Annotated in this window: 20 protein-coding genes; 11 read left to right on the forward strand and 9 right to left on the reverse strand. The window is 36.6% G+C overall.

Annotated features, from left to right (window positions below):
* Window positions 1–177: 177 nt before the first annotated feature.
* Window positions 178–1,266, forward strand: coding sequence for a D-alanyl-D-alanine carboxypeptidase family protein (locus tag BN999_RS08005; RefSeq protein ID WP_096270866.1), 1,089 nt, complete (start codon window positions 178–180; stop codon window positions 1,264–1,266).
* Here BN999_RS08005 and BN999_RS08010 read toward each other — a convergent pair.
* On the reverse strand, window positions 1,251–1,814 hold the full coding sequence (locus BN999_RS08010) for a hypothetical protein (RefSeq protein ID WP_096270867.1): 564 nt from the start codon (window positions 1,812–1,814) through the stop codon (window positions 1,251–1,253). The genes BN999_RS08005 and BN999_RS08010 overlap by 16 nt on opposite strands.
* Before the next feature lie 242 nt (window positions 1,815–2,056).
* Here BN999_RS08010 and ddlA point away from each other — a divergent pair, with 242 nt between their 5' ends.
* On the forward strand, window positions 2,057–3,157 hold the full coding sequence (ddlA, locus tag BN999_RS08015; RefSeq protein WP_096270868.1) for a D-alanine--D-alanine ligase: 1,101 nt from the start codon (window positions 2,057–2,059) through the stop codon (window positions 3,155–3,157).
* Between the two features lie 465 nt (window positions 3,158–3,622).
* Window positions 3,623–3,760, forward strand: coding sequence for a YrzI family small protein (locus BN999_RS08020; RefSeq protein WP_096270869.1), 138 nt, complete (start codon window positions 3,623–3,625; stop codon window positions 3,758–3,760).
* 716 nt (window positions 3,761–4,476) lie between these two features.
* Here BN999_RS08020 and BN999_RS08025 read toward each other — a convergent pair.
* Window positions 4,477–5,040, reverse strand: coding sequence for a nitroreductase family protein (locus BN999_RS08025; RefSeq protein ID WP_096270870.1), 564 nt, complete (start codon window positions 5,038–5,040; stop codon window positions 4,477–4,479).
* A 217-nt stretch (window positions 5,041–5,257) separates the two neighbouring features.
* On the opposite strand from BN999_RS08025, the gene BN999_RS08030 reads away from it, so the two are divergent.
* The 3 genes from BN999_RS08030 to BN999_RS08040 all read left to right on the forward strand — a co-directional run bounded on the left by BN999_RS08030 (window position 5,258) and on the right by BN999_RS08040 (window position 6,853).
* Window positions 5,258–5,710, forward strand: coding sequence for a DUF2269 family protein (locus tag BN999_RS08030; protein WP_096270871.1), 453 nt, complete (start codon window positions 5,258–5,260; stop codon window positions 5,708–5,710).
* Between the two features lie 123 nt (window positions 5,711–5,833).
* Window positions 5,834–6,298, forward strand: a complete 465-nt coding sequence (locus BN999_RS08035; RefSeq protein WP_096270872.1) for an SRPBCC family protein — start codon at window positions 5,834–5,836, stop codon at window positions 6,296–6,298.
* Window positions 6,299–6,316: 18 nt separating this feature from the next.
* On the forward strand, window positions 6,317–6,853 hold the full coding sequence (locus BN999_RS08040; protein WP_096270873.1) for a histidine phosphatase family protein: 537 nt from the start codon (window positions 6,317–6,319) through the stop codon (window positions 6,851–6,853).
* Window positions 6,854–6,907: 54 nt separating this feature from the next.
* Here BN999_RS08040 and BN999_RS08045 read toward each other — a convergent pair whose 3' ends face one another.
* Window positions 6,908–7,975 carry a D-alanyl-D-alanine carboxypeptidase family protein gene (locus tag BN999_RS08045; protein ID WP_096270874.1) on the reverse strand — a complete coding sequence of 356 codons (1,068 nt, stop codon included), beginning with the start codon at window positions 7,973–7,975 and terminating at the stop codon, window positions 6,908–6,910.
* 179 nt (window positions 7,976–8,154) lie between these two features.
* Here BN999_RS08045 and BN999_RS08050 point away from each other — a divergent pair, with 179 nt between their 5' ends.
* Window positions 8,155–9,171, forward strand: coding sequence for a serine hydrolase domain-containing protein (locus BN999_RS08050; protein ID WP_096270875.1), 1,017 nt, complete (start codon window positions 8,155–8,157; stop codon window positions 9,169–9,171).
* 66 nt (window positions 9,172–9,237) lie between these two features.
* Window positions 9,238–10,434, forward strand: a complete 1,197-nt coding sequence (locus BN999_RS08055) for an MFS transporter (protein ID WP_096270876.1) — start codon at window positions 9,238–9,240, stop codon at window positions 10,432–10,434.
* A gap of 25 nt (window positions 10,435–10,459) precedes the next feature.
* Here the strand turns inward: BN999_RS08055 and pepT are convergent, their stop codons facing one another.
* Window positions 10,460–11,689, reverse strand: a complete 1,230-nt coding sequence (pepT, locus tag BN999_RS08060; protein ID WP_096270877.1) for a peptidase T — start codon at window positions 11,687–11,689, stop codon at window positions 10,460–10,462.
* Window positions 11,690–11,846: 157 nt separating this feature from the next.
* Between pepT and BN999_RS08065 the strand changes: the two genes are divergently transcribed.
* On the forward strand, window positions 11,847–12,695 hold the full coding sequence (locus BN999_RS08065; RefSeq protein ID WP_096270878.1) for a sulfurtransferase: 849 nt from the start codon (window positions 11,847–11,849) through the stop codon (window positions 12,693–12,695).
* A complete protein-coding gene (locus BN999_RS08070; protein WP_096270879.1) occupies window positions 12,679–13,251 on the forward strand; it encodes a DNA-3-methyladenine glycosylase I in 573 nt (190 codons plus the stop codon). The genes BN999_RS08065 and BN999_RS08070 overlap by 17 nt, the downstream gene beginning before the upstream one ends.
* Window positions 13,252–13,787: 536 nt before the next feature.
* Here the strand turns inward: BN999_RS08070 and BN999_RS08075 are convergent.
* The 4 genes from BN999_RS08075 to BN999_RS08090 all read right to left on the reverse strand — a co-directional run bounded on the left by BN999_RS08075 (window position 13,788) and on the right by BN999_RS08090 (window position 18,684).
* Window positions 13,788–15,569 carry a methyl-accepting chemotaxis protein gene (locus tag BN999_RS08075; RefSeq protein ID WP_096270880.1) on the reverse strand — a complete coding sequence of 594 codons (1,782 nt, stop codon included), beginning with the start codon at window positions 15,567–15,569 and terminating at the stop codon, window positions 13,788–13,790.
* Between the two features lie 364 nt (window positions 15,570–15,933).
* Complete coding sequence (locus tag BN999_RS08080) at window positions 15,934–17,373, reverse strand: amidase family protein (protein WP_096270881.1); 1,440 nt, start codon at window positions 17,371–17,373, stop codon at window positions 15,934–15,936.
* Between the two features lie 43 nt (window positions 17,374–17,416).
* Window positions 17,417–18,316, reverse strand: coding sequence for a DUF899 family protein (locus BN999_RS08085; protein WP_096270882.1), 900 nt, complete (start codon window positions 18,314–18,316; stop codon window positions 17,417–17,419).
* 11 nt (window positions 18,317–18,327) lie between these two features.
* Window positions 18,328–18,684 carry a VOC family protein gene (locus tag BN999_RS08090; protein ID WP_096270883.1) on the reverse strand — a complete coding sequence of 119 codons (357 nt, stop codon included), beginning with the start codon at window positions 18,682–18,684 and terminating at the stop codon, window positions 18,328–18,330.
* 151 nt (window positions 18,685–18,835) lie between these two features.
* On the opposite strand from BN999_RS08090, the gene BN999_RS08095 reads away from it, so the two are divergent.
* Window positions 18,836–19,660 carry an aldo/keto reductase gene (locus BN999_RS08095; RefSeq protein WP_096270884.1) on the forward strand — a complete coding sequence of 275 codons (825 nt, stop codon included), beginning with the start codon at window positions 18,836–18,838 and terminating at the stop codon, window positions 19,658–19,660.
* A gap of 557 nt (window positions 19,661–20,217) precedes the next feature.
* Here the strand turns inward: BN999_RS08095 and BN999_RS08100 are convergent.
* Window positions 20,218–20,703, reverse strand: coding sequence for a nucleoside deaminase (locus BN999_RS08100; protein WP_176481915.1), 486 nt, complete (start codon window positions 20,701–20,703; stop codon window positions 20,218–20,220).
* Window positions 20,704–20,873: the final 170 nt, after the last annotated feature.

Consider the following 20,873-nt stretch of genomic DNA (forward strand, 5'->3'; position numbering starts at 1 on the left):
TAGACTCTAAAAACAAGTTTAATATCCCTGTTGATTCTAAAGACCACCAAGACTAAATTTATATATTACGGTATCATAACAATTTTAAATATCCGTTACATGTTCTTTAATTTAACATTCCTGTAATTTATTTCTACTAGAATATACTATGTGAGTTTGCTGTAATGGAGGGAAATAATGAGACATCGAGAATGGATTATGGCGGGGATAATACTACTAATATACATATCTATTGCAACACCTATACATGCAGAAGTTTTGGAATCTCCGCAAGTAGAGAGTGATGCAGCTATTCTAATAGAACCGAAGACTGGTACTGTACTTTACGAGAAAAATGCAACAATAAAAAGCTACCCAGCAAGCTTAACTAAAATTGCAACTGCAATATATGCATTAGAGAATGGTGAGCTAAATGATGTGGTTACAGTTAGTGAAAATGCTTATCGAACATTAGGATCTTCTGTATATTTGGAAGCGGGAGAAGAAATCTCTCTACAACAGTTGTTAGAAGGTTTATTAATAAATTCAGGAAACGATGCTGGAATAGCGATTGCAGAGCACTTAAGCGGTAGTCTGGAACAATATACAGAGGATATCAATAATTACTTAGAAAAGTATATAGGTGTGAAAAACACTCACTTTGAGAATCCGCATGGGTTATATGACCCCAATCATTACACGACGGCGGAAGACTTAGCCAAAATAGTCCAATACTCCATGAAGAATAAGGAGTTCCGTGAAATATTTGGGATGATGGAGAAAGAGTGGGACGGTCTTAAGTGGGATACAACCCTTTATACACATCATAAACTACTTAGAGAGATGCCGTATCCTGGTGTTACTGGTGGAAAAACTGGATATATTGAAGAAGCAGGATATACTCTAGCGACGACTGCAAAGCGTGAAAATCTGGAGTTGGTTGTCATAACATTAAACGCAGATCAGCAGATGGGATCATACCAAGATACTAAAGCATTATTAGATTATGGTTTCGAAAACTTTGTACGAAAAGGGCAACAAGTATTTGCTAGTGGTCTAGAAGTAAACAATAGAAAACTAGTAAGTGCAAATGGATTGGAAATTCAAAAGAAAAAGACAGTAAAGTTAAAAGCAAAAGTGGATGTTATACCGCCAAGGCATGTGGAAAGAGTATCGGGTAGTTTGAATACTATCCCCATTAAACATCATGATATTCTGATTATGATAACGGTATTAATTCTATTTTGGGTTATGTTTCATAACTGGAAATCTCAAAAACTGTTATGATTATGTTCGTTCTCTATCCCAATGATTGAAATATCTTTTATTAGGAAAAATATTACGGTAATGACTATGATATATAAGTAGGGATGATTACTAACCAAGATCGGTAAATTTAACTTTTTGGATATGATGGAAGTCTCGATTAAGTAAGATACAAGTAACAGAATCATGAAGGTGAAGAAGAACATTAATTTAATCATCGCATCTGGATTGGACATAGGAATCATTTCTCCAAGCATAGCTCCCATCATCCCTCCCATGATTCCAGAAACACTTCCTTCAATGACAGTGAAGAGACTAAATGGCAGGCCAGCTAAAAAACCTATTGAGAAGCCGATTAGCATAGAAATAACGGTGGATGTAAATAAATCACCGTTTAAATGTAATCCTAGTAGCGTACCGAATAGGAGTCCAGTCATCATACCTAAAGTCATGGATAAGATCATGCCATGCATGGATTGTACATGCTTTCGATATATTATACTGACGAGAATTACACTAATAACTTGTATCATACATATAGTAAGAAGTAGAAATAAAATGGGTGACATATAGGGCTCTCCTTCTTCGATTAGTTGTCCATTGTTATTGTATTAATGAACCATGTCAAATATGATATACCCTATGGTGGTATTTTTTTATTTTCATTATTTTTTGTGTTGGTACTATTAAAAACAAGCCAAACTATGCTATTTTAGTTTTATGGAATATTTATTCCATAACTTATGCAATTGCCAAAAAGAGTTTGTTGAACGGTAAGTTTTCTAAGATTGTGATGGAAAGGACGTCTAACGTGAAAAAGACAAAAGTAGGAATAATATTTGGTGGGAAATCTGCAGAACATGAGGTTTCACTGCAATCTGCTAAGAACATTGTAGATGCAATTAATAAAGAAAAATATGACGTTGTCTTAATCGGGATTGATAAAGAGGGAAAATGGCACTTAAATGACCAATCCTCATACTTATTAGATGCAAATAATCCTAAATTGATAGCTTTGAATAAATCGAATGATAATGTGGCTATTGTACCCGGGACTTCTGAGAATCAACTAATTCATGCTGAAGATGCAGTAAGCCTTGAACAGCTTGATGTAGTGTTTCCAATTGTGCATGGAACACTTGGTGAAGATGGAAGTTTGCAAGGAATGTTAAGGATGGCAAACTTACCGTTCGTAGGCCCTAGTGTATTAGGTTCATCCGTATGTATGGATAAAGATATAGCGAAAAGATTATTAAGTGCAGCGGGAATTCGAGTTGCAAAAGGAATTACGGTTAAACGACCGAACAAAGATAACCTAAACTTTGAAGAAGTAAGTGGAATGCTCGGAACACCAATGTTCATTAAACCAGCGAACCAAGGGTCTTCAGTAGGGGTAAGTAAAGTCAAAAATGAAGAAGAATTCAAGGCTGCAATAGAGTCGGCATTCCAATATGATCACAAAGTAGTCATTGAAGAAAATATTGTTGGTCGTGAAGTAGAGTGTGCAGTGCTAGGGAATGATAAGCCGATAGCATCAATCCCTGGTGAGATTCTGCCTAACACTGATTTCTATTCGTATGAGTCAAAATATATCGATGAAAAGGGTGCGGACCTAGCTATTCCAGCAGACCTTACAGAAGAACAAGTAAAGAAGGTTCAAGAGGCTGCTATTGAAGCGTTTAAAACATTGGAATGTGAAGGTCTAGCTCGAGTTGACTTTTTCTTAACAGAGAATAATGAGTTATATATAAATGAAGTCAATACACTACCAGGATTCACAAAAATAAGTATGTATCCAAAGCTATGGGAAATTAGCGGGATTCCTTATTCAGAATTAATTAGTCGTCTAATTGACTTAGCAATTGAAAGACATGAAAATGATGCGAAATTAAAAAGTACAGTTTGGGAATAACATTATATCAAAGCAAGAACAGACATATGTCACAAAATACAAGTTTTAATTTTTGCATGGTAGAAAAAGTTTAGAAAATTTCACAAAAGATGTTTACAAACAATCAAATTGTGGATATAATTACCATGTTAGTTAAAAAATTCTTAAGGAGGTCGAATGAAATGAACTTTATTATTAATGGTTTAACACTAACAACTTTAAAAATGAATAATCACACATTCGACCATACTGATATGGATCGCTTAAGATTTTTTAATCACTACGGGGAAGTATAAACACTTTCCTGAAGTTTAAGAAAAACTAACCCTTTCGCTAAACAAGCGAGTACCAGTTTTTCAATTAAAATTAAGCATACCTATACCGTAGGGAGAATGGTGTCCCTGCGGTATTTTTGTGCCTTTTTTACCGCAGGGGAATCTCTCTGCGGTTTTTTTATGTTATGTGGTATTAAAGGAGGTGATTGGAATGACGTTAAACATTTTATTTTTCACGATAACAATTAGAAAACGTGAGACTACTATGGAGGAAGCACTTCATAATGAACACGTTCAAAGAATCTATGAAGAAAACAAGAGAAAAGTTGCTTATTTTACAAGTCTATAAGATTTTGTGGTTCTTAATAAATTGGAAAGGTGGGAATATTGATGATTTATTTGATTCAAGGACGTAAAGCAGCTTTATGGGTGGAGAAAGACACAACCTAACCAGTTTCCACTGTTAATAACCGGTGAAATAGGCAGCATTATAAAGGTGGATTTCGTACAGTATGCTTTGTTGCTATTTACAGAAACTGTACGGTATGACTTTTAGTTGGGAGCAACATACCCGCTACGGAAATACACTCCGCTTTCCGCGGGCGGCTGGTGAGCCTCCTCGTGCTATCGCACTGTGGGGTCTCACCGATGCCTATCCTCCCGCAGGAGTCTCCGTGTATTTCCTACGCTAGTATTGAGTGAGTAAAAAAATAAGCAATAAAAACCAACACAATAATTATTTGCTAATCTAAAGTTAGAAAACTCAAACTAGCGCAGGCAGAATACGGAGACTCCTGCGGGAAAAGCACGTGTCCGAAGACCCCTAGAGAGGCGAACTTTCCTCGAGGAGGCTGAGGCCGTGCCCGCGGAAAGCGGAGTATTCTGCCGGAGCGGTAGCATCGAGCTTCACCAAATCTAAATAATGTTACCGCGCAGTTTCTAATCTACTGTTTGTCAGATAAAACTAACCGAAAAACAACAATCAATTTGAAAGCCAATGTAAATGACAATAAAAGGGCCAATCAGTATAACCCCGTTCTAACTAGGACGGGGTTATACTGATTGTTAGCCAACTTGGAAAGTACTAAATTTGTCCCTCACTGCAATTCGATCTTTCTTCTCGGGTAGTTCATCAAAATATCCCATATGCAAGAAGCCAATAATTCTCTCATCTTCCTTCACATGAAGAATTTCTTCCACTTTTGGATCATAAATATGTGGGTTTGTTTTCCAAACTACGCCAAGCTCTTGCTCCCAAGCTAGAAGTTGAAAGTTTTGAATCATACAAGCAGTTGCTCCAAAGTTTTCATCCTGTTTCTTCTGATTGTCACCTTTCTCCATGATGACAACAAGAATGGCACTGGGTTCATTTAAATAGTTTTCACGGTTTTCTTGTCTATCTTCTGGGTAAGTACTTGCAATCTTCTTAGCAAAGTCCTGCTTTTGGTTTTCACCAACAAATATAAATCTCCAGGGTTGTCTCATTCCGTGAGTCGGAGCCCAGATAGCATCTTCTAATAGCTCAGTAATGGTTTCTTCACTAACAATTTTATTGTTATAACCTTTTTTAATGGAACGGCGTTCTCTGATTATTTCAGCTAAATCTGCTTTCTTCTTTAGTACTTGCATGTCTAACACCTCTTTGTGCTGTTGTAATGTAGTACGTTCGTTTTTGCGACTGATAATCATTTTCAATCAACATAGTATACGATTTAGCATAGAAAAGCAAATCCATCTGGAAATATTTATTAATAGTGAAAGGATTTTCTTATGTGATGGATATCACGTACAGTTTACAAAAAAAGGTGTATGATAGAATCAGAAGAATGATATTGGAGGTTCTACTATGTCATTTTATGAGGTTCTAGTCTTTATTCATATTTTTTCAGCTATATTAGGAATGGGTCCAGGATTTATGATGATCCTTATTGTCCAAAAATCATCTAATTTAACGGAACTAAGACATTCTTATGTTATTCGAAATCGACTTCATATTTTTACAATGGTTGGAGGCACCTTGTTATTAATCTCAGGACTTTTAATGGGAGCAATTAACACAAGCCTATTTCAACAAGGATGGTATGTAACTAGTTTAGTGCTGTTCCTAGTTGCTCTTGCGTTTGGGCCATTATTACTTTCACCGAGATCAAAGCCAATTAAAAAGTTATTAAAAGAAGCACAAGGAGAAGAAATCCCGTCAGAATATGAAGTAATGGCTAAGAAGTTATTTCTTGTGGAAAGAATGGAGAATGTTATCTTTTTAGTTATTATTGCATTAATGATTTTAAAGCCATTTTGAGAAGAGCGTACCAAACTTGGTGCGCTCTTCATGTATTTAAAACAGTTTAAGAATCCAGCAAATACTCCTCTAATCAATATATGGTAAAATAGGACAAACAACTAATTTGTAGGAGGAAAAGGGATGAAAGAGTGGACGAAGGATATAGAAATTAATGCACCCATTGATCAGGTGTGGAAGCTATTTGATGGTAACCTTGAAGACATGCAAAAAATTATGCCTAATGTAATAGAAAATAACCTTGTAAAAGAAACAGAGGACAAAGTTGGGACGATTTATCGTCAGAAATATCGTGAAGGAAAAAGAGTTCAAGAATATGATGTAGAAACTCTAGAATATCAGAATGAAGAAGACTATAAGAGAGTAAAAGTTGGATTCAATTTAGCTAATGTATTTGAAATTACAGCAGCATATCATTTGAAAAAGATTGATGACAATACAACCTATTTCCGTTATACAACAACAAATAATCCTTTGAAGTGGTTTGTTAAAATACTAGTTAAATTAGCAGGTAGTGACAAAGTGGTGGTGCAATTTGTGGAACGTGTGAAAGAGGTATCGGAAAGAGAAGCAGCAGTGAAAGAGTAATTATTTGGAGGTCTATAAATGGGCAAAAGTATATACCTTGTCAGGCATTGTAAAGCGGAAGGTCAATCTAAGGAAGCCAAGCTTACAGAAGAGGGTATGAATCAGGCACAAGTATTAGTAGATTTCTTCTCAGAGTTTACAATAGACCGGATCATTACTAGTCCATTCACAAGAGCTATCGAATCAACTTTACCGCTTTCTAAAGCAAGAAATATCCCCATAGAAACGGATAACCGTTTGTCAGAGCGAATCTTGAGCACGGAAAATCTAGTAGATTGGCAGGAGAAGCTAGCGAAGAGTTTTGATGATTTAGATATTTTTTATCACGGTGGAGAATCTAGTAGGACAGCAATGAACCGTGGGATGGAAGTCGTGGATGAACTCATTAATGAAAAAGAAGAGAATATTCTTATTACGACTCACGGAAATCTAATGTCCTTATTAATAAAAGAATTTCAACCTGGTTTTGGTTTTAACGATTGGAAAAAGTTAAGTAATCCAGATGTATATCTTTTAGAACCGGAGACGTCATCTGTTAAAAGACTATGGAAATAAATTTAAGGATATCTCGTACAAAAGGGCGTGTTCCTTAACGAGATATCCTATATTCTAAATTTCTAATAGTTCTTCTAAATATTCTTCTAATGTGATGCCACGTTCCATGATTTCTTTTGCAGCCTTAACTCCTACATAACGCAGGTGCCATGGCTCATATTGATAACCGGTAATTGCTTCCTTTCCTTTTGGATAACGGATAATAAAGCCATACTCCGCAGCATGTTCCTCCAGCCAGATTCCTTCTTCCGTTTCACCAAATTCTACGACTAATGCATAATTTACATGTGGACTGGTTACATCCATAGTTAATCCAGATTGGTGTTCACTCTCCCCAGGTCTTGCACTAAAGGTATTTGCTTCCTCTTCTCCATGATTACTAACATAAGATGCAAATAGAACATCTTGTCTTTCATATGAACGATAACCAGATTGCGCAAATAAGTCGAGACTTTCTAAATCTGCATCTGCAAACATTTTTTCTAAAGCTTCGGCTGCAATTTTACGCATTTGCCTCTTAGGTAATTCTTCGACAAATGGAAAGCGCACTTCAGGGTATACTAGATCACTTGGGACATAATCTTTTGGTAATGCATGTTGTTTATTTACTAATGAAAGTACTTCATACGGATTAGCAATGACAACTGTATCCTCATCTAGATTTTCTTCCTCTATTAATGGCAATCCCTCACCAGGTGTAATAGTTTTTTCTTTCTCTAGAAGTTCTTCCAATGCAGTTCTTGTTGGTTCATCATAAATTCCGGTTATGAAAAGCTTCTCTGTTTGGATTTGAAAGTCGGTAATTGCCCACACCGTTTCAGAGTCATAAACATTAGAAGGACTAATCTCGTAACCTAGTTTTATTAATGCCTTTTGTAATAGTAGTATTTCTTCACCTTGGTCGCCCTTTTGTAGCTCTTGGGATGGTAGAACTAACTCCTCTTCTTCCACTACAGAATCTTCCTCAGGTTCTTCATCATCTTGCTCTTTTGCTGACTCATTATCAGTAATTGTATTAGGTGGATTATTATCTACACTAACGTCGGTATTTTGACTACAAGCAGCTAATAACACGATAAAGCTGCTAATTAACAATATAGTAAGAACATTTCTATTCAACATAGAGGTTTCTCTCCCTTTTGGAACCATAAATATCATAACTATTATACTACTTCGTGCTCGTTATAAGGTTAAAATTTGTAAAAAGACTATTTTGGCAAAGGTGGATATTATTGGGAAAATAATTTAAAATGTAGGAGCAGGGATTATTAATTGTGCTTTTTCTGAAGGGGAGAAGCAGAATGAACAATTTATTAGATAGTAAAGTAGAAGAAATCGTTAAAGAAGTAGGATTCTCAGGGGTAATACAGGTGTACCGTAATGGTGGATTATTGCATGAATCTGCTCATGGTTATTCTAATCGTTCAGATCAATTAAAAAACACATTGAATACACGATTTGGAATTGCATCAGGTTGTAAGATATTCACTGCGGTTGGTATTGGTAAATTAGTAGACGAGGGGAAAATATCCTTCCAAACTAGATTGAAAGATTGCTTGGATATAGACTTTCCTTATTTCTCGAGGAGTGTCACGATCCATCATTTACTGACACATACTTCTGGTATACCGGATTACTTTGATGAGTCTGTTATGGAAGATTTTGCTGAGCTTTGGTTAGAACGGCCAATGTACTTAATGCAAAATCTGAAAGACTTTTTGCCAATGTTTCAAAATCGGGAAATGCTTTACCAACCAGGTGAACGGTTCCACTACAATAATGCAGCTTTTATTGTATTAGGACTAATCATTGAACAAGTATCTGGAATGAGCTTTACTGATTTTATAGAAACAAATGTTTTCTCAAAAGCTGAAATGAACGATTCAGGCTACTTCTCTTTAGATCAATTACCTCGTGATACTGCAATTGGTTATATTGATGATGAAGAGAATGGAACTTGGAAAAGCAATATCTACTCCATTCCGATAAAAGGTGGAGCTGATGGTGGTGCGTTTATTACAGCGAGCGATATGATGAAGTTCTGGGATGCATTATTTGGTAATAAACTTTTATCCAAAGAAACAACGGACAAGCTTCTAACACCATATGCTGAAAGTGATGAAGACGAGTACTATGGCTATGGAATTTGGATTGATATGCAGAACGGAAAAATAACCAAACAACATGTAATGGGATATGATCCTGGTGTTAGTTTTCACGCTGCTGTATATCCAGATGGTCATCGGGTGGTAATTACTTCAAATAAGAGTAGTGGTGCCTATGCTATCATGCTAGCTATAGAAGAAGTCATCTCTTAAAAATTTGCACATATCCCACCTCTTTTACATATCTTTAAAGAAGATATACGTAGAGGAGTGGGGGAAATGGCTGAGTTAGTCGCATTACGTCAAGCATCTGATAAGAATTCTACGGGATTAATTACGTTTATCTTATTTTGGTGTGCTTTAATTGTGGTTTCAAGTGCTTATGTAACGACACCACTCTTTACTGTCTTTGAAAGTACCTTTCAAGTATCGAAAACGATGTCTGCTTGGACTAGCAGCTCGTTTTCTTTTTTTTATGCAGTAGGGTTCTTATTATTTGGGCCACTTGCAGATCGAATTGGAAGGAAACCAGTAATTTTATTTGGGTTAGTTTCCTTAGCAGTCGTCACTCCGCTCATTGGTTTATCCAATAGTTTTGGAGGGCTTGTAGCACTTCGAGGTCTGCAGGGTTTTATTGCATCAACCTTTGCTCCATCTGCTTTGGCATATGCTTTCGATGTGATTCCATCTAAAAGAATTGTTACTACGATTGGATTTATCAGTTTTGGTTATGTAACATCTGGCATAATAGGTCAAGTGCTTGCTGATGTTTTATATCAGTGGGGAAGTTGGGAAGTGGTCTTTTACGTATTTGGAGCTCTTTATTTCATTACATTTTTAGCCGTGTTAATCCTTTTGCCAACACCTAACAAGCCAAATCATAAAGAAGGAATTAAGTTTTATATTTACCACAGTAAGTTAATCTTCAAACAGAGGAATTTCGTATTAATCTATGCCATTACAATCATGCTTTTGTTGACTTTCATGGGCATGTACACGTTGCTAGGGAGTTTCCTAGGCGGAGAGCCATTTCATATGAATGAAAAAGAAATATTAGGTATAAGGGCAATTGGTATTATAGGTATGTTGATATCCCCGTTTGTTGGCAAGGTTGTCAAAAGAATAGGGGTACTCACAACTCTAAGGACTGGTCTTGTATTTTCGGCTATTGGTCTATTACTCATTGGGACCGGAGATAATGTAGTATTTCTAACCTTGATGAGTATCATATTTGTATTTGGGATATCTTTAATATTCCCAGCAATTATGGTGCTAATAGGTGAACTAGGTGGAGAGAGAAGAGCACTTGCGAATGCGTATTACGCCTTTATTTTGTTTTTGGGTGCGATGCTCGGACCAATTGTAGCTATTTACTTACTAGGTATAGGAAGTTATTTAAGCACATTTTTGATTCTTTCATTCATGTTGGTAATTGGATTTATCCTATCACTATTTATAAAAATAAAGCTATCCTAAGATTCCAAGGATAGCTTTATTTCATTTATTTTGCCTCAAACAACTTACAAATTTCAACGATAACTTCGGTTGATTTCAACATATTATCTACAGAGATATATTCAAACTTTCCGTGGAAGTTCTCTCCACCTGTGAAAATATTAGGTGTTGGTAATCCCATATAAGATAATTGAGAACCATCAGTTCCACCACGAACTGGTTCAATAATAGGCTCAATGCCTAGGTTTTGCATTGCTTCTTTCGCAACCTCTACAATTTCCATAACAGGTTCAATTTTTTCTCGCATATTATAGTATTGATCATTCATCTCAAGTTCCACACTTGCTTCTCCGTACTTTGCTTGCATTTCTTCAACAAAACCTGATAATGTCGCTTTTTTACTTTCAAACTTTTCTCGATCATGATCACGAATAATGTAATATACCCGAGTGTTTTCAACGTCACCATTAATGGAAATTAGGTGATAGAATCCTTCATATCCTTCTGTTTGTTCTGGGGACTCTTGTTCTGGGAATTTACTTACAAATTCTGCAGCCATTTTACCTGCATTCACCATTTTATTTTTGGCAGTTCCAGGGTGTACACTATTTCCTTTAAAGGAAACTTTAGCTGCTGCCGCATTAAAGCTTTCATATTGTAATTCCCCAAGAGGGCCACCATCAACCGTATAAGCGAAATCAGCATTAAAGCGTTCCACATCAAATTTATGTGGTCCACGACCTATCTCCTCATCAGGTGTGAAAGCAACACGAATTCTACCATGTTTAATTTCTGGATGCTTAATTAAATAGTCCATTGCTGTCATGATTTCAGCAATACCTGCTTTGTTATCGGCGCCAAGTAGTGTTGTACCGTCTGTCGTGATTAATGTGTGCCCCTTATAGCTAGGGAGTTCTGGAAATTCTTTTGAAGATAATACTACATTTAGTTCCTCATTTAACACGATGTCATTTCCATCAAAGTCTTCCACGATTTGTGGCTTAACATTTTTTCCAGTAAAATCAGTAGCAGTATCAACGTGAGCTAGAAACCCAATCGTTGGTACTTCTTTATCCGTGTTTGAAGGTAAGGTTGCAAAGACATATCCGTTCTCATCAATGGTAACTTCTTGCATACCGATTTCATTCAACTCATTAACTAGTAGATTCGCTAATTCAAGTTGACCTGGTGTAGATGGGGTAGTGTTATTGTCTTCATTTGATTGTGTATCTACTTTTACATATGTAGTAAAACGTTGGATTATTTCTTCCTTCAATGGTATTCGCTCCTTATTGGAATATTGTTTTAATATGGAAATATTATACCGTATTCCGAAATATTTAGGAAACTTAAAAATTAGAATAGAAGAGGAAAATAATAGATTAATGGCGAATTAATTATAAACAGTAGTCCACACAAGGAGGAATTTTTTCATGTCATATCTAATCAGTATAGAGGAACTGGTGGAAAAGTTATCAAACAATCCTGAAATAGTAATCGTTGATGCTAGATATCAATTAAATAATCCAGAAGCTGGTAGGGAAGCATACGATCAATCGCACCTCCCTGGGGCAGTATATTTTGATTTAGAACAAGATTTGTCTGGTACACCAGGTGAGCATGGTGGAAACCATCCATTACCAAATGTAGAAGTATTTGCAGAGAAACTAGGGAAAGCGGGGATTGATCAAGATACACCAGTAATTGTTTATGATAAAGGAAATGATATGTTTGCACCTAGATTCTGGTGGAATTTGTATTTTATGGGCCATAACCAGGTGTATATCCTGGAAGGTGGATTTGATGCTTGGATGGAAGAAGGCCTTTCAGTAACGAAAGAAGTGCCACACAAGAAAACCAGAGCATTCAAACCAAAACCGCGTTTAGATGAAATAGTAGATATAGAAAGAATTAAAGAAAATATACAAAGTAAGACAGCAATTTTAGTCGACTCCAGAAGCTATGATCGATATCTTGGTCAAACGGAGCCATTATATAAAAAGGCAGGGCATATCCCGGGAGCAAAAAACTACTTTTGGTCGGATGTACTAGATCAGAATGGGAATTGGAAGCGAAAAGAAGAATTAGATAAACATTTTTCTAAACTAGATAAAACAAAGGAAATTATTGTTTCTTGTGGTTCTGGTGTTTCTGCAACACCAAATATCATTGCTCTAAAAATGGCTGGATTTCAAAATGTTAAGCTATATCCAGGTAGTTATAGTGATTGGATTTCTTACGAAGAAAATGAAGTAGAGACAAAGGATGAAACAAATGACTAAAAAAAGATGTGAATGGGTACCTGAAGATGATTTATTATACAGGGATTACCATGATAATGAATGGGGTAGGCCAGTTCACGATGATCAACAATTATTCGAAATGTTAATCTTAGAAGGTGCCCAGGCTGGACTTAGCTGGATTACCATACTCAGAAGGCGAGAAAATTACCGAGAGGCATTTGATCAATTTGACCCAATTATTATCTCAAACTATGATGAAGATGATATACAATCTCTTAAAAATAATGAAGGAATTATTCGTAATGAGAGAAAGATTCGCTCTGTCGTTGCAAATGCAAAAGCTTTTCTAAAGATAAAAGAAGAATTCGGAAGCTTTGATACATATATATGGAGTTTTGTTGGTGGAAAGCCAATTATCAATCACTGGAAGAGTAGTGGGGAAGTACCAGCTCAAACCGAGCGATCACAAGCAATGAGTAAGGATTTAAAAAAACGCGGCTTTAACTTTGTTGGACCAACCATTTGCTATGCTTACATGCAAGCAACTGGAATGGTAAATGACCATACAGAAGAATGCTACCTTTCCGTAAAATAGCATTACATGAGTTGCCGATTAATTCGTATTAGATAGAAACTCGCGGCTAATAATTTATTTTGGGTGCATCATACCCGCTACGGAAATACACTCCGCTTTCCACGGGCCCGGCCTCAGCCTCCTCGAGGAAAGACCACCTCTGCGGGGTCTTCGGACACGTGCTATTCCCGTAGGAGTCTCCGTGTATTTCCTTCGCTAGAATGTTTGTCAATTTATTATTCCAAATAATTATTGGATAATAAACTAATAGCAGACACGATTGAATGGAAGAAATCACTAGCGTAGGCAGAATACGGAGACTCCTGCGGGAGGATAGGCATAGGTGAGACCCCTAAAGAAGAAAGCACGAGGAGGCTCACCAGCCGCCCGCGGAAAGCGGAGTATTCTGCCGGAGCGGTAGCATCCAGCTTCACCAAATCTATTTTCTATTAAAATCTGCTGAACAGCTAAAAAATCCGAACTATTAGTATTCAGATTGGTGAATTCTAATTAGTTCGGATTTATTTTGGCCACTTTTTCTCGTAGCTAATATTCAACTATACTAACTTAAACACCTTTAGCTCTTCATTCAGATGTTCAGCTAATTTTTCTAATTCCTCAGCGCTATTAGATACTTCTTCCATAGAGCTGAATGTTTGTTGTGCAGATGCTGCTGCTTGTTCTACACCTGCAGCGGATTCTTCCGATACAGCAGCAATTTCCTCAATTAAATTATTCATATCATTACTATTCCCAGCAATTTCTCTTAAGTTTGATGATATTGCTGAAATCTTTGTTGTCATGGAAGTCACTGACTCATGGATACTAGCAAAGTTCTTACCAGTTTCTTGAACCTGTGCAGTACCTTCTTTTACTTCTGTGTATCCGTCATTTAGTGATGCTACAACACTACCGGTTTCTTTCTGGATACTTGTAACGATTGTTGTAATTTCTCCGACAGAAGTTGCTACTTGCTCAGAAAGCTTTCTAACTTCTTCAGCAACTACTGCAAAGCCTTTACCATGCTCTCCAGCTCTAGCTGCTTCAATAGCTGCATTTAAAGAAAGGAGATTTGTTTGATCAGCGATGTCCTTTATAACAGAAACTAGCTTAGAAATCTCTGTGGATTGTTTATCTAAGCCACGAACTTTTTCAACAGCACTTGATACAATCTGATCAATTTGATTCATTTGTACAACAGATGATTTCATTAATTCCTGTCCTTCATTGGTTAAAGCTAATACCTGTTCGGAAGTATTGGCAACCTCAAGTCCGTTCTCTTCTGATAGACGTACTTTCTGAACAAAATCACTCATACTTTCTGCCAGGCTAGATGCGCTATTAGCCTGATTCTCAGATCCTGATGATAATTCTTCCATGGTAGAAGCGATTTGCTCACTTCCTTCACTAACTTCATCAGCTGATTGGGAAAGTTCTCCACTTCTAGTGGATACAGTGTTTGCAGCTGTAGCCACTTTGAACAGTATATCTTGTATATTGTTTTTCATAAGATTTACCGCATTAGCAAGCTGGCCGATTTCATCTTTTCCATTGTAATCCACAGGCTTAGCTACTAGGTTCCCATTAGCAATCTCATTTGTTGTGTGAACAACCTTTTGTAAGTTTTTAGTGATTCCCCTACTTACTAGTAGTAATAGAACGATACCTAGAACAATAGCAAGGGTATTTGCAATAGATAAAGAGGTAATGCCTGTTTGTAAACTATCCTTAGATCTTGTAACAACATCCATTTGATCTGCTTTTACAATCTCCATTAATTGATTGACAAGGCCAACTGTTTCTTCACGGAGCTCCTGTGTTTGAGCTCTAGTTAATGCAGCAAGATAATCTTGGTTAATGTCTACAGCTTCACTAATCTCACCATAGAATAATTCGTTCATTTCACTATCATTCGCTACAATTTGGCTAAATATTGCTTTCTGTTCTTCCGTTTCTAAAGATGGCTCTATTTTAGCTTTTAATTCATCGAATTGTATCTGATATTCTTCATAGGCGTCAACAAAACGAGTTTTCTTAGATAATAGATAATCAGAGATTTGAACATCCTTAACTTGAATCAATGAAGCCAGATTAGACATGTCATTAACACGAGCACTATACTGGTCAATAGCTTCTACATCCTGCTGCCCTTTATTTAATTGGTAATAAACAAATGCTCCTGAAAGTAGAAAAAGCGCAGCTGAAACTAAAAACACATAAAGATATTTACGACTAAGTTTTACATTTTGCCAGTTAAAGAGATTTTTCTTAGCTTTAGGGCTCTTTTGTTTTTTCTCTTTGTTACCCTTAATAACTTTTACCTTTTTATTCTTCTTCATTTCTTATCCCCCGATTGTATAGATAACATTTGTCTCTATTATATCGGTTATTTTGTCGAATTTTAAAGTATTATTTGAAAATAATCGACAACTTATTTAGGTACTTGCATTTTTAACTAATTATCTAGCACATTAGCAAACTATATGTTTCTTTAAAGTGAGAGGTGAGTGAAGGGGAATAATATGACCAAATCTGCATTCTTACAAGAAGAAAAAAGCAAGGATGAATTAAAGGAAGACTCAATGATTTAGAAATACAACTTTATCGTATGCAGAATAATATTTGTGCATGAGCAAGATTCTAAGTAACTGTCCTAACAAGGAAGCCAAAATAAAAAGCAACCCAAATAGGATTGCTTCTCGTCTATAAATCTAGTTGTGGTGCTCTGCGATGGTTTGTTGCCTGTTCATAAGCATAAGCTAATTCAATAAGATTAGGTTCAGAAAAGGCAAGACCAGTAAATGTGACCCCTACTGGTTTGCCTTCTTCTGTATATCCAGCAGGTACAGTAATAGATGGATAACCAGCTTTTGCAGCGATTCCAGCACCATAATTGTTAATAAATAATAGTGCATCAAGGTTATTTTCATTTATAGCTTTGTCAATTCCCTCTGTTTGTGAGAGTCTTATATCCTCTAATCTAGCCTCAATATATTCGGACTCTGTTAATCTTCCACTCTTAGACTCCGATTCTAAGAATATTTTCTGCCCGTACTTTAGCGCAGTATCCGCATGATTCTGATTATATTGAATGAGCTCTAATAGGGAGTGGGCAGAAAGGTTAGAATCCACATTCTTCAAGTAGGCATTCAATCCATTTTTGAATTCATGAACCATCACGGTTAATCCTTTGAATTTTGTTGGTAAATCAATATCTTCTACTATCGTTGCACCAAGCTTTTTCATCACTTCCAGAGCCGATTCTATTAACTGAAGTTCTTCTTCCGATACGCCCTCTAAATAGGTGCGAGACACTCCGATTTTTTTGCCCTTTAAGCCATCCGTATTCAAATATTCCATATAATTGGCCAGTCTATTAGGGTTAATGGTAGTTGCCGGATCATTAATGTCCTCAGCAGTGAGTGCACCAAGTAAGATAGCTGCGTCAGCTACCGTTCTTGTCATCGGTCCAGCTGTATCTTGTGAACTTGAAATAGGAATCACACCAGTACGACTAATTAACCCTACAGTAGGTTTTATTCCGACAAGGGAGTTACTACTAGCAGGACTCAAAATTGATCCACTTGTTTCCGTTCCTATACCTAAAGGAGCAAAACTTGCTGCAATTGCTGCGCCAGTTCCTGCACTTGAACCACCGACATCAAATTTTCCAGGGCCATAAGGATTCAGTACTTGACCTCCTAGTGAACTGAAACCATTCGGCATGTCCATTGCGATGAAGTTTGCCCATTCGGTTAAATTAGTCTTACCAAGAATGACAGCACCAGCTTCTCGCAATTTCTTAACTAGGAATGCGTCCTCCTTAGCGTAATGGTTAGCTAAAGCCACAGAACCCGCAGTGGTATGCATTTTGTCGCCTGTATTAATATTATCCTTGATTAAGACAGGGATACCATGAAGTAGTCCTCTAGCACCTTTTTCAGTTCGTTCATTATCCAATGACTCGGCAAGGAATAGAGCATCTGGATTAATTTCTAGGATGGCATTTAGCTTTGGACCGTTTTGGTTATAGGCTGCAATTTGCTCAAGGAATGTGAGGACTAACTCTTTAGCAGTTAATTTACCTGACTCCATAGCTTCTTGTAATTCGACTACACTGGCTTCTAGATATACATTTGTCATTACATTCTCTCCTTATGTAAGCAGATAAGCGGTCCCGATTCGGTTATGCCCTCTCAAATAAATGAAAATTCATACCATATGGATCAGCGATCATCAGACTTTTTTCGTGATATTCCTTCGTTACAATACAACCATGATTAAGTAATTTTTCCTTAATGCTATGGATATCTTTTACAGCTAATTCAAAAAAGACTTTCTTATCTTCACTTTGTTCAACATAAAAATTCTGTCCGCCAAATGTTAATTTTGACTCCAACGCATTCGACCAATCTTCTTTCATGCCAAGTACTTCGGTATAGAATTTCACTGCTTCATGCTGATGATTGACTTGGATGGCTATATTATTGGTCAAATCAAAATCGGACTCTTTATTAATTTTCCGTTTAGGATGATAGCCTTTTTGACCAGATGGAAGGAGGTCAAATAGAGGCCAAACTGAACAGTAATCATCTCCAGGACCAAAAGGTGCATCTGCTATATGAAAAATTAGGCCATCTTCATTCTTTTGAAAAGTGGAAACCCCTGGATGTTGGTATCCATTTTTCTCAAATCCTAGATCTTCTTTGAAGGTTGTTCCTTGTGTAGAAACCATTGGAAATTGCCATCTGCGTTCTGCTGAAAAAGCATCTTGTATTTCCGGTGAATCCGGTGTAGCTACCACAAACGCAGCCTTATCCACAATATGATGATATATACCATTAAAGCCATCTGCCCACATAGTGCAGTAAGAACAAGATTTACCCATATTTTGAATTACAATTAATTCATCCTTGTTAGCGAATAATTCTAGTAAACTTACTTCTCTACCTGAAGGGTCTTTAAAAATATAATTCTCAACCTCAGCACGAGGAACTGATTTTCTCAGTTCCACTAGTTTACTTTTCTTTTCTTGAATCTCCTTTTCAAGAGCTTCTATTTCAACTAATAATTCTTTCGTTTCCACTTCAACATCTCCTAATTTACAAATTCAACAATCTCTAATTGATTCCCAGAGTTATCTTCAATTACAAAGAAATATCCTGGAGGGCAAGGCATTGGTTCTTCAGAAATTATTTTTACACCTTTGTCATGAAGTTTCTTGAAATCTTCTTGTATATTACTTGACTGAATGGCTAGTAATACGTTGGAAGAGGTTGGTGCATTTTCTATTTCCGCCTTTTCTAGAATTAAAGGGAGACCGTTATGTTCTAAGCTAATAATGTTTTCCCCATACTTTTTAGATACTTTAAAATCAAGCTTTTCAGTATAAAACTGAACATCTTTTTCCATATCGCGTACTTTAATCGTCAACACACATACTTGGTTAAGCATACATATCCCCCATCACATAAATAGTCTTGTTGTAATTATTCGACAAGACTAATGAAATTCCTTTATTAAGCAACATCTTATACTGAAATTTTTTCTTGAAAACGGGTTATGTTAAAATGGAAATTGATTTTACATAGAAGGAAGTGTTGGTATGGAATATGTAACATTAAATAATGGTCTGGAAATGCCAAAATTAGGCTTTGGTGTTTGGTTGGTTCCGGATGATGAAGCGGAAACGGCTGTAAAGAATGCAATCGAAGTGGGTTATCGTTCTATAGATACGGCGATGGTATATAAAAATGAAGAAGGTGTAGGTAGAGCAATTGCTACATCCGATGTACCACGAGAAGAATTGTTTATAACAACAAAACTATGGAATTCTGATCAAGGTTATGAAGAAACGTTAAAGGCTTTTGATGAAAGTTTGGAGAGGTTAGGACTTGATTATGTTGATCTTTACTTAATCCACTGGCCGATGCCAAAAGAAGATAAATATGTCGATACCTATAAAGCGTTAGAGAAGTTATATCATGACGGAAAAGTAAAAGCAATTGGAGTATGTAATTTCCATATCGAACACCTACAACGTCTTTTAGATGAATGTGATGTTGTTCCAGTACTGAACCAAGTGGAGTGTCATCCATATCTTCAACAGGCAGAACTAAAGGCTTTCTGTAAAGAGCATGATATTTATCTAGAAGCTTGGAGTCCGTTAATGAATGGTAAAGATGTATTGAATGATGAAGTCATCATTGGAATTGCAGAAGTACATGGTAAAACACCTGCACAAGTTATATTACGATGGCATCTACAATATGACAACATTGTCATTCCTAAATCGGTAACACCATCTAGAATTGAGGAAAACTTCCATGTGTTTGATTTCCAATTAACTGATGAAGAAATGAAAAAGATTGCTGGATTAAATCGTAATCATCGAAACGGTCCAGACCCAGCTGAGTTTTATAATAAGTAAAGGCTGTATTAGCAAAGATTGTTGCTATTGATAGAAATTGTGCGGTACTTACGATGCTTGTCACAGCACCGTACCCGCTACGGAAATACACTCCGCTTTCCGCGGGCGGCTGGTGAGCCTCCTCGTGCTAAAGCACTGCGGGGTCTCACCGATGCCTATCCTCCCGCAGGAGTCTCCGTGTATTTCCTACGCTAGTAAGAAGTAAATAAATAAATTTAATGGCATCTAATTATTAAAATACGTAATAACCTCTAACAATAATTAGAAAACTAAACTAGCGCAGGCAGAATACGGAGACTCCTGCGGGAATAGCACGTGTCCGAAGACCCCGCAGAGGCGAACTTTCCTCGAGGAGGCTGAGGCCGGGCCCGCGGAAAGCGGAGTATTCTGCCGGAGCGGTATCGGACCACTATCCCACTTTAAATATGGTGGATCTACCGCACAGTTTCTATTATACTATTTGTTAGATTAAACGAACCGAAATAACAATAATATTTTAGAAAACAGCCTAAAGAAAAAAAGAGAGATGCAGAGGATATTTTTCCTTTGCATCTCTTTTATATTCTATGACCATGTAATATTACTTCTGCCGTTTCAGGTGAATACTTTTTCAACAGTTCGATAGAGCGCTCTTCCTGTATTCCACCTAAATACTGATGTATGCGTTTTGCAATATAAGGATTAGACTGAATAAATGGTTTCATATTCATGTACCTATCCTCTGTGGCAAATACAACATGACGAATATTGGCCATGACAATAGTAGATAAACACATTACACATGGCTCTACTGTTGTATAAATGACACATTCCCTTGCGTGTTTCCTAAGAAAAGATGCACATTTATTCATAGCATCAATTTCTGCATGGATAAGGTTACTGTCTGCAGATTCAATTTGGTTAGAGCCTCTAGCGACAATTTCATTCTGATGAACAATAACAGCCCCAATTGCTCTATCACCTCGTTTACCCGCTTTTTCTGCTTCAATTAAAGCTTCAACCATGAAACGAGCATGATCTAAACCATGAAAGTTACCTAACATAAGGATCCTCCAAACGAAAGTAATAGGACTATTATCTAATAACCATGGAATACAGGCAAGAATATTTTTAGAAAATAGTAGCTTTTTTGAAAAAATATAGTAGACTATTAATGTAAATAAATGGTTCATCCATTATTAAAAGGAGTGATGTTTTATGAGCGCAATGAAAA

This window comes from Paucisalibacillus globulus, assembly GCF_900184735.1.
Taxonomy (GTDB): Bacteria; Bacillota; Bacilli; order Bacillales; family Amphibacillaceae; genus Ornithinibacillus; species Ornithinibacillus globulus_B.

Excerpts from the sequence above, each read along its gene's own strand:
- BN999_RS08005 (WP_096270866.1), top strand. The coding sequence starts at position 178 with ATGAGACATCGAGAATGGATTATGGCGGGGATAATACTACTAATATAC.
- BN999_RS08010 (WP_096270867.1), bottom strand. The coding sequence starts at position 1,814 with ATGTCACCCATTTTATTTCTACTTCTTACTATATGTATGATACAAGTT.
- BN999_RS08020 (WP_096270869.1), top strand. The coding sequence starts at position 3,623 with ATGACGTTAAACATTTTATTTTTCACGATAACAATTAGAAAACGTGAG.
- BN999_RS08025 (WP_096270870.1), bottom strand. The coding sequence starts at position 5,040 with ATGCAAGTACTAAAGAAGAAAGCAGATTTAGCTGAAATAATCAGAGAA.
- BN999_RS08030 (WP_096270871.1), top strand. The coding sequence starts at position 5,258 with ATGTCATTTTATGAGGTTCTAGTCTTTATTCATATTTTTTCAGCTATA.
- BN999_RS08035 (WP_096270872.1), top strand. The coding sequence starts at position 5,834 with ATGAAAGAGTGGACGAAGGATATAGAAATTAATGCACCCATTGATCAG.
- BN999_RS08040 (WP_096270873.1), top strand. The coding sequence starts at position 6,317 with ATGGGCAAAAGTATATACCTTGTCAGGCATTGTAAAGCGGAAGGTCAA.
- BN999_RS08045 (WP_096270874.1), bottom strand. The coding sequence starts at position 7,975 with ATGTTGAATAGAAATGTTCTTACTATATTGTTAATTAGCAGCTTTATC.
- BN999_RS08050 (WP_096270875.1), top strand. The coding sequence starts at position 8,155 with ATGAACAATTTATTAGATAGTAAAGTAGAAGAAATCGTTAAAGAAGTA.
- BN999_RS08055 (WP_096270876.1), top strand. The coding sequence starts at position 9,238 with ATGGCTGAGTTAGTCGCATTACGTCAAGCATCTGATAAGAATTCTACG.
- BN999_RS08065 (WP_096270878.1), top strand. The coding sequence starts at position 11,847 with ATGTCATATCTAATCAGTATAGAGGAACTGGTGGAAAAGTTATCAAAC.
- BN999_RS08070 (WP_096270879.1), top strand. The coding sequence starts at position 12,679 with ATGAAACAAATGACTAAAAAAAGATGTGAATGGGTACCTGAAGATGAT.
- BN999_RS08075 (WP_096270880.1), bottom strand. The coding sequence starts at position 15,569 with ATGAAGAAGAATAAAAAGGTAAAAGTTATTAAGGGTAACAAAGAGAAA.
- BN999_RS08080 (WP_096270881.1), bottom strand. The coding sequence starts at position 17,373 with ATGACAAATGTATATCTAGAAGCCAGTGTAGTCGAATTACAAGAAGCT.
- BN999_RS08090 (WP_096270883.1), bottom strand. The coding sequence starts at position 18,684 with ATGCTTAACCAAGTATGTGTGTTGACGATTAAAGTACGCGATATGGAA.
- BN999_RS08095 (WP_096270884.1), top strand. The coding sequence starts at position 18,836 with ATGGAATATGTAACATTAAATAATGGTCTGGAAATGCCAAAATTAGGC.
- BN999_RS08100 (WP_176481915.1), bottom strand. The coding sequence starts at position 20,703 with ATGTTAGGTAACTTTCATGGTTTAGATCATGCTCGTTTCATGGTTGAA.